The sequence below is a fragment of the Vibrio sp. 10N.286.45.E10 genome (assembly GCF_002874195.2).
Lineage (GTDB): Bacteria > Pseudomonadota > Gammaproteobacteria > Enterobacterales > Vibrionaceae > Vibrio > Vibrio crassostreae.
Genome location: NZ_MCWD02000002.1, coordinates 1,128,185 through 1,145,156, shown reverse-complemented (window position 1 = coordinate 1,145,156; position 16,972 = coordinate 1,128,185). Strand labels below are relative to the sequence as shown.

The 16,972-nt window shown below is 43.5% G+C and carries 17 protein-coding genes; 10 read left to right on the top strand and 7 right to left on the bottom strand.

Going from position 1 to position 16,972, the window contains the following annotated elements; all coding sequences use genetic code 11:
• On the top strand, nt 1-570 hold the full coding sequence (locus BCU34_RS18060; protein WP_102480728.1) for a protein disulfide oxidoreductase: 570 nt from the start codon (nt 1-3) through the stop codon (nt 568-570).
• A 111-nt stretch (nt 571-681) separates the two neighbouring features.
• Nucleotides 682-1,401, top strand: coding sequence for a DsbA family protein (locus BCU34_RS18055; protein ID WP_102480729.1), 720 nt, complete (start codon nt 682-684; stop codon nt 1,399-1,401).
• Nucleotides 1,402-1,717: 316 nt separating this feature from the next.
• Here the strand turns inward: BCU34_RS18055 and BCU34_RS18050 are convergent, their stop codons facing one another.
• Nucleotides 1,718-2,737, bottom strand: coding sequence for a succinylglutamate desuccinylase/aspartoacylase family protein (locus BCU34_RS18050; RefSeq protein ID WP_102433086.1), 1,020 nt, complete (start codon nt 2,735-2,737; stop codon nt 1,718-1,720).
• A gap of 377 nt (nt 2,738-3,114) precedes the next feature.
• On the opposite strand from BCU34_RS18050, the gene BCU34_RS18045 reads away from it, so the two are divergent.
• The 3 genes from BCU34_RS18045 to BCU34_RS18035 all read left to right on the top strand — a co-directional run bounded on the left by BCU34_RS18045 (nt 3,115) and on the right by BCU34_RS18035 (nt 5,831).
• Nucleotides 3,115-4,107, top strand: a complete 993-nt coding sequence (locus BCU34_RS18045; protein WP_102480730.1) for a porin — start codon at nt 3,115-3,117, stop codon at nt 4,105-4,107.
• Between the two features lie 155 nt (nt 4,108-4,262).
• Nucleotides 4,263-5,144, top strand: coding sequence for a DMT family transporter (locus BCU34_RS18040; RefSeq protein WP_102480731.1), 882 nt, complete (start codon nt 4,263-4,265; stop codon nt 5,142-5,144).
• A 69-nt stretch (nt 5,145-5,213) separates the two neighbouring features.
• Nucleotides 5,214-5,831: a glutaredoxin domain-containing protein gene (locus BCU34_RS18035; RefSeq protein ID WP_017062739.1), complete on the top strand. Its 618-nt coding sequence runs from the start codon at nt 5,214-5,216 to the stop codon at nt 5,829-5,831.
• Between the two features lie 153 nt (nt 5,832-5,984).
• Here BCU34_RS18035 and BCU34_RS18030 read toward each other — a convergent pair whose 3' ends face one another.
• The 3 genes from BCU34_RS18030 to BCU34_RS18020 form a co-directional block, all read right to left on the bottom strand.
• Complete coding sequence (locus BCU34_RS18030) at nt 5,985-6,119, bottom strand: hypothetical protein (protein ID WP_004737777.1); 135 nt, start codon at nt 6,117-6,119, stop codon at nt 5,985-5,987.
• Between the two features lie 285 nt (nt 6,120-6,404).
• The gene (locus tag BCU34_RS18025; protein ID WP_017057980.1) at nt 6,405-6,755 is read right to left on the bottom strand and encodes a hypothetical protein; all 351 of its coding nucleotides are present in this window, start codon (nt 6,753-6,755) and stop codon (nt 6,405-6,407) included.
• Nucleotides 6,756-6,855: 100 nt separating this feature from the next.
• Nucleotides 6,856-8,061, bottom strand: coding sequence for a multidrug effflux MFS transporter (locus BCU34_RS18020; protein ID WP_102480732.1), 1,206 nt, complete (start codon nt 8,059-8,061; stop codon nt 6,856-6,858).
• Nucleotides 8,062-8,169: 108 nt separating this feature from the next.
• Between BCU34_RS18020 and BCU34_RS18015 the strand changes: the two genes are divergently transcribed.
• A complete protein-coding gene (locus BCU34_RS18015; protein WP_048662361.1) occupies nt 8,170-9,066 on the top strand; it encodes a LysR family transcriptional regulator in 897 nt (298 codons plus the stop codon).
• A gap of 161 nt (nt 9,067-9,227) precedes the next feature.
• Complete coding sequence (locus tag BCU34_RS18010; protein WP_102480733.1) at nt 9,228-11,072, top strand: putative bifunctional diguanylate cyclase/phosphodiesterase; 1,845 nt, start codon at nt 9,228-9,230, stop codon at nt 11,070-11,072.
• 132 nt (nt 11,073-11,204) lie between these two features.
• Here the strand turns inward: BCU34_RS18010 and BCU34_RS18005 are convergent, their stop codons facing one another.
• The 3 genes from BCU34_RS18005 to BCU34_RS17995 form a co-directional block, all read right to left on the bottom strand.
• The gene (locus tag BCU34_RS18005; RefSeq protein ID WP_048661114.1) at nt 11,205-12,497 is read right to left on the bottom strand and encodes a peptidoglycan DD-metalloendopeptidase family protein; all 1,293 of its coding nucleotides are present in this window, start codon (nt 12,495-12,497) and stop codon (nt 11,205-11,207) included.
• 277 nt (nt 12,498-12,774) lie between these two features.
• Nucleotides 12,775-13,074: an isoamylase early set domain-containing protein gene (locus tag BCU34_RS18000; protein ID WP_017630092.1), complete on the bottom strand. Its 300-nt coding sequence runs from the start codon at nt 13,072-13,074 to the stop codon at nt 12,775-12,777.
• Nucleotides 13,075-13,200: 126 nt separating this feature from the next.
• Nucleotides 13,201-13,854, bottom strand: a complete 654-nt coding sequence (locus BCU34_RS17995) for a hypothetical protein (RefSeq protein ID WP_102480734.1) — start codon at nt 13,852-13,854, stop codon at nt 13,201-13,203.
• Between the two features lie 32 nt (nt 13,855-13,886).
• Between BCU34_RS17995 and BCU34_RS17990 the strand changes: the two genes are divergently transcribed.
• The 3 genes from BCU34_RS17990 to BCU34_RS17980 all read left to right on the top strand — a co-directional run bounded on the left by BCU34_RS17990 (nt 13,887) and on the right by BCU34_RS17980 (nt 16,794).
• Complete coding sequence (locus BCU34_RS17990) at nt 13,887-14,369, top strand: GFA family protein (RefSeq protein ID WP_170960871.1); 483 nt, start codon at nt 13,887-13,889, stop codon at nt 14,367-14,369.
• Between the two features lie 150 nt (nt 14,370-14,519).
• Complete coding sequence (locus BCU34_RS17985) at nt 14,520-15,194, top strand: YoaK family protein (RefSeq protein WP_048661112.1); 675 nt, start codon at nt 14,520-14,522, stop codon at nt 15,192-15,194.
• Between the two features lie 229 nt (nt 15,195-15,423).
• Nucleotides 15,424-16,794: a YjiH family protein gene (locus tag BCU34_RS17980; protein ID WP_048661111.1), complete on the top strand. Its 1,371-nt coding sequence runs from the start codon at nt 15,424-15,426 to the stop codon at nt 16,792-16,794.
• Nucleotides 16,795-16,972 lie beyond the last annotated feature (178 nt).

Here is a 16,972-nt window from a genome sequence, read left to right as displayed (position 1 = left end):
ATGAAGACTCCCAACAATAAAGATAAATCTAGCACGACTGAAGACAGCGCTGTAAAGGGTGATACCAAAAAGCCAAGTCGTCTTAAGAAGTGGGGAAAGGAACTGGTTTCAATGATATTGATCGTTGGCGTGGTTTCATTTGCGATGGACTTTTATCACAGCAGAAGCATGCCTCAGGGCGACGCGATTCCAATTGTGGGTCAATCGCTCCAAGGCGAAGATATTGATGTTATCGAGCTAAGCAAAAATGGTAAGCCAGTCATTGTCTATTTTTGGGCGACTTGGTGTGGCGCCTGCAAATTTGTAAGCCCAACCGTCAATAGCTTCAGTGATTCCCATCAGGTGGTTTCGGTCGCTCTGTCATCTGGCCCAGACGAACGTGTTCAGCGTTACTTAGAGGCGAAAGAGTATGACTTCCCTGTGATCAATGATCTCTCTGGATCGATCAGCAGAAGTTGGGGAGTCAATGTCACACCCAGCATTGTCATCATTAAAGATGGAGAGATAAGCAGTATCGCGACAGGCGTTACTTCTCCTATAGGGCTGTGGTTGAGAACTTACTTTGCCTAGCCTATTGGAAAACAGGGCAAGTAAGTCGTTTCAAATCCACTAAACAAAGAACACTAGTGCGAGCGCCACCAAATTATCGCTCACCATTACTAAGAATTCGAGATAAATAACATGAAAAAGCTTCTGATAAGCACACTAATTTTAGGCTCACTAATGAGCACCAACGCCTTCGCAGAACTAAGCAAAGAACAAACCCAACAACTTGAGGAAATTAACCAGTTTCTGAAAGAGAATCCTTCAACTATTTCAGGCCTACACACCAGCTTAGAGCAATATGTAGCGGGCCAAGCTCAAGCAAAGAAAGCCCAAGCAGAAAGCCATGATTGGTTATACAACAATGACGCTCATCCAATAACAGGAAACCCGGATGGCAAGTCGGTAATCATCAATTTCACCGACTATAACTGTCCTTACTGTAAGCGCTTAGAGAAAGGTTTGGCTCAATTAGTCTCTGAAAATAGCGACATTAAAGTGATCAATGTGTACTTATCATTTAAACAGCAGCAAGTCGACGACCTCAACACCAATGCCGCTTTATATGCGATGAAAGTATGGCAAGACAAGCCAGAAGCGTTCCCTGAGGTTAATAGATTATTGATGGCAAAAAGCGGTAGCCACACAAAATCTTCACTACAAGCTGTGGCGAAGAAAACGGGAACAGAAGCCCAGTTGGACACTACAGATGAACAAAAGAACACGCTAATGACCAACCATCAAACCTTTAGCGCTCTGGGTTTAACAGGAACGCCAACGATGATGATGAACGATCAGGTTCTACCGGGCTATGTGCCTTACGAACGACTAAAAGATATTGTGGATGATGCTTTTTAATCAAGTTTAGATAGAGATAAAGATTCGAACGAAAAGAGAATAAAAAGCCGACTAGCGTAACTCGCAGTCGGCTTTTTCATGAGCTTAAGATAATGTTTTCAATATTATTTTTGAAACAGAAAAGCAGTCGAAGTGTCACTATCTTGCAATAGATTCTTAATCTAGCCTCGCTACTCTAAAAGCAGTTTTCTCGATGAGTCCAAGACGTGCTTACTCTAGACAACTGTCCTTTGACCGAGCCCTGCTCGGTCTTTTTTTGCGTGTTTTAGATGGTGACACGCTGTATTAATACGGAAACGTCCAACCGACTGCCCCCCTAACTTAGCAAGCGACAAACAAGTGCACCCGGTTCCCTTAACGCATCCACGTTATAGCTAAGGACACGTCCAGCAGACGGTGCGTGATAACGGCGGCATTCATTACCAAAAGCATCATATTGGATGGCTAACAAATCACCTTGCTCCACGCTTTGCAAAAGCTCGACCTGAGGCAGAACAAAACCACCAATATCAGCACGAATAGACACGACGTTGTTGCCTTCAATCCAATCCATGCTTGGCAGTTGCTTTACTTCTAACGGATCTTGTCCATCGACCTCAAGCATTTCATAATAGGAAAGCATGTTCAAAACACCGTCTACCGCTCTTTGAATCATGTCAGGTTGAGTAAACTTACCCATCCCTACTTCGACAGTGATGCTCGGTATACCACTGCGATTCCAAACCGTTTCAAGAATCCCAGGATCGCCAGGATCATTAAGCACACAATCGGGTTGCATCAGCCTCGCCATATCCAAACATTGCTCTATGCGATAATCAGCAAATACATAAAGTGGGTAGACTGCGCCACGAGTTTGAGTGTGGAGGTCAACGGCGAAGGTGGCATTATGCTTAAGCAAACGCTCCCACAAAGACGAAACAAAGCGTTCCGCCGCTAAACCATTCTCATCACCCGGAAAGAGTCGATTGAGATTGGCAGGACAAGAACCCGGATCCGAAGAAATAAAGTCACGGCTATGGTTTAGCAAACCAGACAGATTCACTGTGGGCACAATGGTTACTGTGCCTTTGAGAGTTTTACCGACTAAGTCTCTGATAATTTGCTGAGCAGCCAATACACCGTTCAGTTCATCGCCATGAATACCGGCCGTGATCATCAACTTAGGACCATCTTGGCTGCCTTTGAAAACAGAAACTGGCATGTTTTTAGGTTGTCCGAGTCCATCACTGGTCACTTGAAACCAAAACTGATGCTCTCCTACCTGTAAGTCTTCAACATTCAAGGAGCCAATAACCTGCCTACCTTGTAAAACATCGCCTAAGTACTCTGTTTTCATCCAACCACTCCATCTTGTTGAGCACAATCTATTCTCTTGTAAGTTTTTGCATCATAGAGGATATCTTAACCAGTACAAGCAGTTAATCGATTTAACAGCTGCAGTTCGGCCCATAGAACTCACTCATAACTTCCTCATCTCTTTCAAAGTAAAACTCGTACAGATAGCTGTTCTAAAACTTCCAATTTAGATAATCATTCAAAAACCTCTCAGCCAAATGAAATAGAAGTGCAATAAAATCAACGCCTAAATAAGTTCCCTATTCACGGAAATGTAATTTTATGGAAATGAAAGCTTAATTTATCTGCTCTAAATTAGCTTCATATCGAAACGGAGAGCGCATTGCTCACGGATTTTAAAATACAAGGTAAGTGATTATGAAAAAGGCAGTTCTAGCTTCTGCAGTGGTAGCAGCACTAGTTTCAGGTTCTTCTCTAGCAGCAACAGTTTACAGCTCTGATGGTACAGAACTTAAAATTGGTGGGCGTGCGGAATTCCGAGGTGATTTCATTGGTTCAGGCGGTGCTGAAGTTGAAGGTACAATGGAAGATAAAACTCGTTTCCGTTTAAACCTTGGTGGTAAAACAGAACTTACAGATACTGTAACAGCATTTGGTTTCTACGAAGCAGAGCAAAGCACTGGTGACAGTGAGTTCAAAAACCGTTACATGTACGCTGGTGTTGATTTCGATGGCCAAGCACTTTCTGTCGGCCGCCAAGACATGGCTTCAGTCATCGTATCTGACTTTACGGATATCACTGAGTTCTCTGGTGTTCAGCAAGTAATCGATGCAGCTTCCGACAAAGAAGATAGCGTAATTGCATACCGCGGTGGCTTTGACGCACTTCAATTAGAAGCGACTTACCAAGCAAATAGCGAAAAAGACTCTGACGGCTACGGCATTTCTGGTGTTTACTCCCTACCATTTGGTCTAGATCTTGGTTTAGCGTACTCTGGTGAAGACCTAGGTGCAGGTAACGGTAGTGCAGACCAAATCCTAGCAGGTCTAGCATATTCTCTAGATAACCTTTACCTTGCAGCAACATACTCAGCAGGCGATCTGAACGATAAAGCTGTTCTAATTCAGGATGAGTCGTTTACCGCAATGGAATTCGCTGCGCAGTACAAATTTACTAGTCAGATCTCTGCTGCCGTGGTTTACACATATCAGGAAAATGAAGCGGCAAACGGTTCTACAGCAGATTCTGTTGACGGTATTGAACTAGCAGGTTACTACAAGCTGAACAGCAACTTCCGTACATACCTTGCATACTACATCAACGGATTAGATGAAGTGAAAGACGTAACTACAGGCCTAACGACTCAAGGTGAAGACACACTTCGCCTAGGTGTACGCTACGACTTCTAATCTAAATTTACTTTAGATGAAGACTAAAAAGGTTGGGCAATCGCTCAACCTTTTTTCATATTCAAATATTCTGACTAACTTCATCAATGCTTTTTCTGGTTAAGTGGTGTTAAATCCGTATCATAGGTGAACCACATCAAATAATTAGAAGCATCATGTCACAACACCATCCGATCCAAGGCGCTAGCTGGATGCTAACCGCTGGTTTAGCCTTTGCTTTGATCAACAGCCTAACTCAAATCGCTAGCATTCATTTCGGACTGACTTCTACTACCGTTGCCGTCATTCAGTATTCAATTGCATTGTTCGCTATTCTTCCTTATCTAAAAACATTGGGAATTCGACGAGCACTAAAAACTGATAATCTCAAGCTACACGTATTCCGTGTCTTCCTATCGGTTATTGGTATCCAACTTTGGATTTGGGCGCTGGCTTACCCTGTGCCGATTTGGCAAGGCATAGCCCTTCTTATGACTTCGCCACTGTTTGCAACCATAGGTTCTGGTCTTTTCCTAAAAGAGAAAGTGGGCGCAGCTCGTTGGGGTGCAACCTTAGCAGGCTTCGCAGGTGCTATGGTGATTCTAGAGCCATGGGCTGAAGACTTTAGCTGGGCGACGTTGTTACCCGTTGGTGCGGCTTTCTTTTGGGCATGCTACTCACTGATGGTGAAAAAGCTTTCTTCACAAGACAGCCCTTCCACCATGGTGGTTTACCTTCTGCTATTGATTACGCCATTTAACATCTTGCTGGCCGTTCCTGATTGGCAAATGCCAAGTGGCGGAACTATTTGGGCTATCTTAATCGTTATCGGTATTATGACAGCACTGGCTCAGTGGGCTATTGTAAAAGCATACTCGGTGGCAGATGCCTCTTTCGTTCAACCGTTTGATCACGCGAAATTACCTCTAAATGTCTTGGCTGGTTGGCTGGTATTCAGTTGGGTTCCACCAGGTCGTTTATGGCTAGGGGCTGCGATTATCATTGCGTCAGTTGCGTTCATTACCCATTGGGAAACAAAAAAACCGGCGAAAGTTTAGAGTCGATGAAATAAATAGTTCTACTGTCCGTTCTATATTGATAAGAGAATTTTAAGCGAGGTCGTAACCATGAAGAAACCAGTCAAGATTACACTATACCGTTGGGCAGGCAGCTGGGGTCCATTTAAAGTAAATATCCCATGTGGAGAATGTACCCTTACCAAAGACATTCTTAAGGACACTTTTGAGAATGAATTGGCTGACGTTGATGTCGAACTAGAAGTGAAAGATTGGTTATCTCACTGGTGGGAACCGCTAAAACTTGGTTCTTGGCATGCGCCTATTCTTGTTGTTGAAGGCAAAGTTGTTAGCCAAGGTGAAGCTCTAAATCGCGGTGTTCTGATTCAATCGGTCATTAAAGAGTGGACCAAAAGAGACAGCCTAAAAGGCAATATTGTTTATGGTAAAGCAACCTGCCCATTCTGCGTTAAGGCGAAGAAAATGCTTGATGAAGCGGGTGTCGAATACCAATACCACGATGTCGTAAAAGACAGCGCAGCTTTGTATCGCATGATTCCAGAGGTAAAAGCGCACATCGGTGAGAAAACACCGGTCACCGTTCCTCAAATCTGGCTTGATGGTAAGTACATCGGCGGGGCTGATAACTTGGAAGCATGGATGAAAGAGAATGGCTTAGATAGCATTCCTAATAATGTGGTCGACCTGTCCAATCAATCTGCAGGCTGAATTAATTAATAGCCATTAGCCAGAAGCGTAATTTGTGTTTTTTGTGTCCATCCACAACAAAACAAAGCGATACCTTTCACCAGTCGCTAAAACGAAAAAGGCCTTAAACTTCATCGAGTTTAAGGCCTTTTAAAATTCCGTTTCTGAAAATGCTTATTTAGCCATTTTCTTCATCATTCGCTTGATAAATGATGCTTTTTTAGGCTTTGACTTGCCGTACATTGCTTCGTGCATCATGTTTTTTGCTGCCATTTGACCCAAGTATGCGTGGCCTAGTTCGTAATTCATGCTTATCTCCGCACTTAATCAACTTTCTTTAGCGCGGATTTTACACTTAAAACGCTCAAAAACAAGATCCAAATCACACTTTATTGCAAAATAATCAATGCAGTTGCAGTAAGCCTGTTTTTGTCTTTGCGCAGACCGGGATTATATCAGTATATCAATGAGTTAACGTGAAGCCCGGTTTGGCCTTAATGCTCTATCCCTATGAACAATCCAAAACATTGGTCTAGACAGTCATAAAAAAAGCAGCTCAAGAGAGCTGCTTTCTAAAATACTTTACTGAGAAACCTAGCTGCGCTTTGGCTGTCTGTAAGTTTTACCGGCAATTTGGTATGTGTCTTTTTGCTTCAATTCAAACATCGTTTCAAAGAACCAAGCTGCAAATTTGATTAAGTCATCGCCTTCATTCATGACATGTTCGATGTACTCTTGCTCTTCGCCTTGTTCATTTTCTTGAAGCGTCACGTGGTAAATACGCTTTTCGCCTTCCACTTCAGCTAGTGCAAATTGACCAGTCAGTGATGCAGCAGCCTCTGCGACTTCTGTATCCTCATTGGATTTCAATAGCTCAAGCGCTTGAGGCAGGCCATCTAGCGCGCAGATAGCTTTTACCAGTACTTCAAATTCATTTTGCTGCATTTTGTTTTTACCTATTCAATGGACCGAAGCATTGTAGAAAACCATCAGCACAAATACAACGTATTAACGATGGTGCGTTAGACGATAGTGAATTTGGCATTTAGCTATATTCCATTTCAACAGTATCGCCTTTTTTGTTCATTTTGGTTGAAGACCAAAGCACTCCCCCCATAGCTGCACCAATAATGAGGTAGAACGCGCCTAACTGTAGATGAGTCGTCACCCAACTCTCTACTAAATACCCACCGAGTAAACCCGCCAAACACATCTGAATTGAGCCTGACAACGCAGAGACGGCGCCCGCTTGCTTCTTATGAGGCTCTAATAACATGCTGATCGATAGAGGGAACGAAATCCCTTGTGCTATCGCCAACCAAGTAAACGCCCAAACTAAGTTAAAAATGGATAATTCATGAGTAAGAAGCCAAGTTCCCGACGCCAAGATAATCAAAATAGCTAGGCTCATCAGTTGGGACGTACTAAACCTACGATTGAGCATGTTTAAAGCGACGCTACCTATCAGTAAGCCCGCCGAAGGAACAATCATCAATGAGCCATATTCAGCGGCGGTCAGCCCCAATTGCTCTTGCATTAAGAATGGAAACAACGACAACGAAACCAAACTCGCCATATAGCTCATCCAGTTGTAACTGGCGCTAGTTAACACTTGGCGATTGGTCAACAAACGTCCGTAGTTCTTCACCACTTGGCAGGCATCAAAGCGACTCTTTCCGTATGGCAAAGTTTCATGAAGAACAAAGTAACCTAGCGTAAATATCGCCAATAAGTACATCAGAACAAACAGGAATACCGCTTGCCAACCGAGGTGAAATGAAATCCAACCACCAAATACAGGCGCAATGATTGGCATGATCGAAGCGGTGATCGAGATATAAGACAACGCTTTGGTTAGTTGAGGGCCATCATAACTGTCGCGGAGCACACTTCGTCCGAGAACCGAAGCACTACCCGCTCCTAAACCTTGCAACAAACGGCCAACCTCTAGTGCCAGCATGCTGTCAGAAAACACGACACAAACAACAGTACCAATCAAATAAACACCCTGACCTAACAAGAAAATAGGTCTTCTTCCCACTGCATCGGACATCGGTCCGTAAAATAGCTGAGATAAACCAAAGCCTACTAAAAATAGCGTTACAAGAAGCTGCACATCAACTTGAGTGACACTTAAGTCAGCAGCAATGAGCGGCAGTGATGGCAAGTAGATGCTTACACCCACTTGTCCCGTCGCAATGATCATCATCGCTAACAGTAATGGCGTTTTTTTAAAGGTCGATTGGTTCAAAAAATTCCCTATTCGTTTGATATTTGTTCATGATATAAGTCTATATTCAAAACCAGTAATTGATAATTAACCAAATTGGAATTTAATTAAGTCCTAACAGGAAATAATATGGATTGGATTCTCAACGTAAAAAGCTACGTTAGAGTTGTAGAAGAAGGCAGTTTCAATGGCGCTGCACGTAAACTCAATACCACCAGCTCAGCGATCAGCAAAAGAGTAAACTGGTTGGAAGAGCGCATTGGCACTCAACTTTTAAAGCGCACCACACGCTCAATTAGCCAAACCGAAGCCGGTGCGCTCTTTTACCTGAGAGCCAAAGATCAGCTCGACAATTGGCAGTCCATTATTGATGAGACTCGCTCGGTTAACCAAACCCCTGCAGGCTTATTAAAGATAGGTGCGACAATTGCGGTTGGCTCTAAGTTTCTCGTGCAATACATGGACGACTTCTTAGAAAAGTATCCAGACATTAAGGTGCAGCTGATCACGACCACTCCAGGACAATTACCAGAACTGGGCTTAGATCTGGTGATCAGTCGTGAACTGGAACAACTCAACTCGTTAAGCTTCAAGAAGACACCGCTGTTTGAACACAAGGCCAGTTTCTATGCTGCGCCGAGTTATCTGGCCAAACATGGTTACCCCACAAGCGAACAGGACTTAGAACAACACAACTCCTTGATCTGGGGAGAGCGTCCAACCCGTGAAGTCACACTAACTAAAGGACAACGCATCACTTTGAACGGTAACTTTGCGACCACCAACCCTGAGGCTTTGTTTCATGCCGCGAAGCGAGGAATGGGCGTACTGTTAACCATCAAAGCAATGATCAAAGAGGATCTTAAACAAGGGACACTGGTTCCAGTATTACCAAATATAACAGCCGACGAAGTGATGGTTTACGCGTACTACCCTAAGCTTGACTACTCACATACACGAACCAAGCTGTTTTTGGACCATTTGAAAGATAGATTGGACAAAGAGCGCAGCACTCAGGCTCTGTGAAATAAGTCACATTTTAATTTGAAAAGTTATACAACACGACCAATAATAAACTAGACGCATATTGATAGTAAAACTTAATACTGCGCAGTTACAAGATCGTACAAACAAGAGCATACACATACGGCTTATACACTGAATCTGGTTAACTAGGGATGGTGACTATGACTCAACATACGCACAACAGCATGATAGACACTGAGCGCATCGGACGTTTACTGAAGTTGGAAGGTATCGACCTTTTAGAGTCGGCTGTACTTACTTTGCACCAAGCCTTTGGTACTCAATACACCAGTATCATTGAGAAAAAATACTTTCCAGACCAAGTTGTTCCTCTGGTAATTGCTCATTCGGACCATGTACTGCACGACAAAATCAATGCTCGTCATGGGCATATCTACCAGCAAGCGGTTAATCAAAGACACCCAGATTGCTCTTTCGCTCAGTACGTCGTCCAGTCATTACCGACATCAGCATTTAGGCAGGAAGTAACCTCGCAGAACTCGATCGCTATTCCTACTCGTACCCAAAGTGGTGAAGTGATGGGCGTGTTGTTCTCTACGTTTAGCTCGCCTCTTAGTCCAGACCAACAACAAGCCGTGATAAAACACCACCAATTATTCGCCGATATCATCATCCACACCTTGCGTGAAATGTGGTTCAACGACCGTTCTGAGCAACTGGTGAATCAACTCAGTTACGAAGTGTCACACGACAGTTTAACGGGGTTACTAAACCGAAGCTGTTTATCGGATACCCTAGAGTCGATCACTCAACAGAGCGTCACTCCATTCTCACTCGCTCTGCTCGACATCAATAGCTTCAAGGCCATCAATGACATGCACGGCAACTATATTGGCGATAAGGTTCTCCAATATGTAGCAGAGACTTTGCGTCGAACCTTGCCTGAAAGCAACCTGACTTTCCGGACTGCTGGCAATGAGTTCGCTTTCATTACCTATCATTCAGACCCGATAGCCGTTTGCGAGCAAATACTGGACAAGATAAAGCAAGGTTATAGTAACGTTGATATCAAAATCGATTTCGACGTTAGTATCGGCATTGCCCGCTCAGATGGGGATAACAAGGACGTTGAGCAAATCATTTTCAACACCAGTTTGGCGCTTAAAGAGTGCAAACACAGCCAAGATACCCATATCCAATGTTATGACACTCACTTAAGAGTTCGCTACCAAAGAAAAACCGAGCTAGTCGCTGCGCTGCGAAGTGAACTGGAAAATCCGATTTCACAAAGCTATATCCCCGATAGCAATGGAATGTACGTAGTTGTGCAACCCATTGTGGGCCAAGGCGAGACGCAATGGGAATATTTCGAGGTACTGACTCGCTGGAAGACCGCCAGACACGGTGACATATCGCCAGTAGAGTTCATTCAAGTGGCTGAAGAGTCTGGGCTAATTGTCGAGCTTGGTGAGCGTATTATTGAATTAGTGTGCCGCGCGAAAACCGCATTAGAACAAGGCTTAGGTTACAAGGTTAAGCTTGGGATAAACTGTTCTGCTCATGAGCTTACCGACTCTAAGCGCTATATTTCCTATCTGACTCGAACCATTGAACAACATCACTTTAAAGCTGATGAGTTTGTTATTGAGTTAACCGAAACGGTCCTGTTATCCCCAACCCAAGAGACAAAATCGGCACTTAACTTCCTTAGAGGACAAGGCTTCACCATTGCGCTCGATGATTTCGGTACGGGTTACTCCAGTTTGAATTACATTCACAGCTACCCTATAGATTGCATTAAAATTGATGCCACCTTTATCCGTAATTTGTTAACCAACTCAACCTCAGAGAGCGTTGTTTGGCTGATTATCCAGCTTGCTCATAGGCTCGATGTGTCATTGGTTGCGGAAGGCGTAGAGAAGCGTGAGCAATTAGAAAAGCTGCACGCAATGGGATGTGACAAGATCCAAGGATACCTCTACTCGCCACCAATGCGACCTGAAGCTATCGTCAGTTATGTTACTCATTCGGAGGCTTTGACTTAAAGCGCTCCCCTTTAATTGAACTAGGATCAAAAAACCGCGAGAACATGACTCTACTCCGAGTGATGCTCTCGCGGTTTTAATTAGCTGCTTGATAAATAACAGCCTTATTCAGGGTTATCTCAAAGAGCTTAACTAGCTGTTATTAGGTTGGGCTTCTAAAGCGACCTTTAACAGCTTGTCAGCTTCATCTCTTGCAGCTACAAACGTCGCTTTTTCCTTTTTAGGCACAGAATCTGCCATCGGGATATTTGCTGTCATTGCATTGACAGGACGACCACGTTCAATCAGCTCATAGTGCAAATGCGCGCCTGTCACTCGGCCAGTTTTACCAGACAAACCAATACGCTGCCCACGAGATACCGTTTGCCCTTTACGTACGAGGATTTTACTCAAATGTAAGTAACGTGTTTTGTATGTGCTGCCATGCTGAATTACCACGTAGTTACCAGCATATGGGTGCTTACGCGTCATAATTACTTTACCGTCACCCGTTGCTTGAACCGGCGTACCAACTGGCGTCGCGAAATCTGTACCGTTGTGCGGTGAAATTCGGCCTGTCACAGGGTGTAATCGCTTAGGATTAAACTGAGAACTTTGACGCCAACCACTGCTCACAGGGTAACGTTGGAAAGCACGTTGTAAGCTATCGCCATTGGCATCGTAATATTGCCCATCAGTATGTAAGTACGCAGAAACAACGCGGTTACGATTCATGATTTTAATCGCTTCAATTTCACGTTTGCCGGTTGCAACACCATCAACATATTGAGCTTTTTGAAGCACTTCAAACTGATCGCCAGCGCGCAGATCTCGGCTAAAGTTCAACTTGTCTTTAAGAAGCGTCACAATATGGTCAATCTCAAGACTGTTGAGACCAACCTTGTTCGCTGACATCGAAAAACTGCCTTGAATATCACCGACTAAAGGCTTTTGCTTCCATTCACCCGGAATAGAGATGTCTTCGAATTCGTAGCTGCCGTCATCAAGCAGTCGATAAACCACTTTGTCCGCGACGCTAAATTGAAGTTCCATTTTAGAAAGGTCGCTGGTCGCTTCATCACGCCAAAAGCGTAATGTATTACCCGGACGAAGCGTATCTAAAGCAAGGAAGTTCAAATCGGTTTCCATCACGCTCATCATCGATTTATAAGAAAATCCAAGTTGCGTGAAGATGCTACTCAAGTTATCACCAGATTGAATTTGATACTCAAATGTCGGCGGCTCAATAACGGTAACAGAAGAAGGTGACAGAATTGACTCAATAACGGTTGAGTCTGGTAGATCAAGCTCGATCGTTTTCGTCAAATTTGATTGTGAAGATTGCAGAGCAACTCCAATCGCTGCAATAAGCGGCAGTCCTAAAATTGCTACTTTTTTTACAGGTGAAAGCTCGGCAAACGGAGAGGAAAATATTTTTGAATACACGGTAAACAGGTCTTTCTACGATATAAAGGCATAGGATATGCTTTTCAAACGCATAAATCATCAATGCATTGTCATAATATGATGTGAATCTGCCCAATACAGCTTAAGTCATTGAGTTGCCGTAGATGTAGTACCATTTAACGAGAAATAAAATTAACCGCTAAATTTGAAAATAAAAAAGCAGAAACGGCTAATTTCTGCTTTCGATAGGTTGGCGTTATTCCGTTTCGACTAATTAATACACGAAGCGAATTAGTTGCTAATTATTATAAAGTGGTTAAGCGTTAACCGTCGACACTAGGCAGTTGTCTTCACCAAATTCATTTGGTATATAACGGTCGGCATTCGAATCGTTTACCCATTGTTGATCGTCAACTAGGTAGCGGAATTGAAACTCGCCATCTTTAGGTAGACGAGTTTTAAACTTGTAAACCTTCCCTTTCGCCAGTTTTTTCATTGGGGTAGCTTTCCAGTCAAGGAAGTCAGCAACAATCGATACAGAGTTCGCTTCTTGAGCTTCTAGCTCGAAGGTCACTTCCACTTCATCTTTCGTCTTAAAAAAACGTTTATTAATCATTCGCAAGCTCCATTTGTAAAAGTAAGCAGACACAAGCATAAAAAAGTGTCTAAATTTCATTCATCTTATTAAGATAATATGTAATTTGGCTCACATAAACAACAAATCCTTGCACAAACGAAAACGCTATTGCTTACCAATTGATTGCGTATCAAAAGAAAAGCTCATCAACACCTTTTCAGAAGGGGCTTCTGCAAAGGATTGTTCCTCAGAATGCTGAGTAAAGCCGATAAAACCTTCCCCTGTGAGTTTTTTCTGTGATTGCGAATGTGGCTGCTGAGTGACATCCAAAGTCTGAATTTGCACGCGATCGCCTAAGAAAAGCTGGTCAACTAACACGACACGGCTTCGTTGCTGATCATGTTTAAACAAACCAAGGTAATAGAATACACCACTGCCTTGGTTAGATATCCACATCGGCGCGACAAAGAAACTCGCTTTACCCAGCGTGACAGCTGAAAGGTTATTGGTGTCTACCGTTATCACACCGCGCTCAACCCCTGAGTCATAGCGTCCAAACGCGATTGCTCTAGGTTCATCGACTTCGTTGATAAAAGCGTAGGCGTTAGTTTCTGGAACTTTAATTGTCCATGGGTTGGTCGTCTTCAAATCAAAAACGTTTTCTACAACTGGGTCATAACTCACTTGAGAAGAAGGAAACTTCGCCAAGATCTCTTCATCACTTAAGCTAAAGCGATAAATACCCGCTACTATCACCACAAACAACATGACAATTGGAATCAGTAGAATCAGAGGAATAGGTAAGATTTTCTTTTTCATGAGCAATTATATTCTTTTGTTTTCATCCAGTTGTGCAGACCATAAAGGGCTTTAGTATAATTATCAATACAGGGTTAACCAGAAGTGGAGCATGGATGGATATCAATCATATTAAAGATAGAAATATCAGAAGTTGCGAATGCCGCTGTGGAGCAGTCAACCTAGTATGCCGAGGCGAACCTCAACGCACCTCTATGTGTCATTGCTATGAGTGTCAGAAACGCACCGGAAGTGTATTCGGTGTTCAGGCTCGGTTTCCAATGGAGCAAATCACACTCAGCGGTGAAGTGACCTCTTTCTCACGCATTAGCGATACAGGTAATGAAGTCACCTATCAGTTTTGCCCCAAGTGTGGCACCACCATGCTTTTGCAGTCGGTTGCCGCCGCCGATTTTTATATCGTCCCGCTCGGATTATTTAAAGAGCAAGACTTCCCACTGCCAAGCTTTTCGGTTTATGAAGAACGCAAACATGGATGGGTTAAGTTCGACCACCAAATGAGCCATTACAACTAGTTCGCTATTGACCGTTATCTTTATATAGCAACAGTATTAGAGCAAACTGCAATACTGTTGCCTAAGATCAAATATCAACGCCCCACAACGCTAGCGTATCTTTTCGCTAGCGTTATAATCTGCTCCTCTTTCTAACCCAGGGTGAACCACATGATTTCTAAGCTACCTCGCTGGGTTGAATACGGCGCCTTACTGTTAGCAGGCCTTGCTGGTAGCGTAAATGCTATTGGGTTACTTGGTTTCCAGCATCAAGCCATTTCCCACATCTCGGGCACCATGTCTTTACTCGGCAGCAGCCTACTCACCCCAACTTCGGCATCTGTGCACCTTCTATTGGTGATCATGAGCTTTATGTTAGGTGCAGCTTTCAGTGGGTTCTTTATTGAAAACCAAGCCCTGAAGCTAGGCCGCCGTTACGGTGTTGCTTTATGTATAGAGGGTGGATTACTGTTCTTAGCGCTGTGGGCACTGTTGCAAGGCTACACTTCAGGCCAGTATTTCGCTTCAGCCGCGTGTGGTCTGCAGAACGCGATGATCACCACTTACAGCGGGGCGATCATTCGAACAACACACATGAGTGGGATCATTACCGATCTTGGGATCATGATTGGCGCTCGCTTAAAAGGAATGCCTTTTGACCGCCGTAAGGCCAAACTGCTGATGTTCATTGTCGTTGGCTTCCTATTTGGCGGCTTAAGTGGCGCTTGTCTGTTCCAACGCTTCGAAATTTTGGCACTGGCCTTCCCTGCCTCTTTCGCCTTCATTATCGCACTTAGCTACTGGTTCTACCTGACTTATCGAACTGAAACTCCAATCAATTTATAAATATCTGGCAATATATCCTCAAACTACGTAACATTCGCAACACTTTATTCTAAACTCTTAATGAGTTGCAGAATAACCAGTGTGAATAGTTAACGATATTTGATGAATAGTATTGCAAGCGATATCAATACTGGGTAATCTTGCAGCCAGTGAGAAAATACGGATGTTTAGAGAATAAAAACGCCAAGGATGTGGCTTTTTTACATGTAGAAATACGAGAACAATTAACATGTCTAACAACACGAATACTGCTCAACCAGAGAAATCTAAAGGCAGTTTCTGGGTTTTCTTAATCCCATCTCTGATTGGTTTATTCCTTTTCATGGCACCAATCAGCTACCAAGGTGATCTAACGATCCCTGTCGCTATTCTAGCCAAATCAATTCAAGCGGTTTTCGGTGAGTCTCTAGTTGCTATTATCACTGCAATCGTTGCCTTCATGTCTGTAGCTTCCGTTTTAAGCACCATTTTCAAGCCTGCATTCATTACATCGAATTCATTCTTAAACGGTCTTTTCAACCCGTCTCCACTATGGTTGTTAGTTCGTTTAATTGGCGGTGCAGCCGCGTTCATGGCGTTCTTCCAAGTCGGCCCTGAATTTATTTGGGAAGAGAACACTGGTGGCTTAGTTTTAGAAGGGCTACTACCGACTCTATTTTCAGTATTTATTTTTGCTGGCTTACTACTGCCACTGCTGCTTAACTTCGGTTTGTTAGAGCTGTTTGGCACCCTATTAAGTAAAATCATGCGCCCTATCTTCAACCTACCAGGTCGTAGTGCTATCGACTGTATGGCTTCTTGGTTAGGTGATGGCAGCGTTGGGATCCTTCTTACCAGCAAACAGTACGAGAAGAAGTTCTACACTCAGCGTGAAGCTGCAGTTGTTGGTACGACTTTCTCGGCAGTATCGATTACATTTAGCCTTGTGGTAATTGCACAAGTAGAGTTAGAGCACTTGTTCCTACCTTTCTACGCAGCAATCTGTCTAGCGGGTATTGTGGCAGCGGTAATCATCCCTCGTCTTCCACCACTAAGCATGAAGAAAGACACCTTCATTGACGGTAGCAAGCCGCACAAAGACGCTGATGCAATCCCAGCGGGTCACTCAACATTCTCTTGGGGTCTTGAGCTAGCGGTAAACAAAGCATCACAAGTGAAGTCGGCTAAATCTGTATTTGGCGAAGGCGTTCGCAATGCTGTAGATATGGTCTTTGGTGTACTGCCTGTGGTTATGGGTCTAGGTACCATGGCGTTGGTGATTGCGGAATACACTTCTGTATTCTCGTTCCTAGGCCAGCCTTTCATTCCATTCCTAGAGTTACTTGGTGTACCTGAAGCCGTTGCTGCATCGGAGACTATTGTTGTTGGTTTTGCGGATATGTTTATCCCAGCTATCCTTGCAGCTTCTATTGACAACGAGATGACTCGCTTTGTTATTGCAGCAATGTCGGTAACTCAACTAATCTACATGTCCGAAGTAGGCGCTCTACTTCTAGGCAGTAAGATCCCAGTGAACATCTTGGAACTGTTTATTATCTTTATTCTGCGTACGTTAATTACGCTTCCAGTTATCGCTGGTGTAGCTCACCTAATATTCTAAATTAGATGCTACTTATATAAGTAAATAAGCAGAAAGAATTATAAGCCTCACTTTTGTGGGGCTTTTTTTTGTACGGAATACATTCACACGTCAACTCAAAACCTCAGAAATATATAAAGCTGGCATATCACTCGATTTCATATCAATTTTACCCCGGCCTCTTTTAAATCGAGAACTA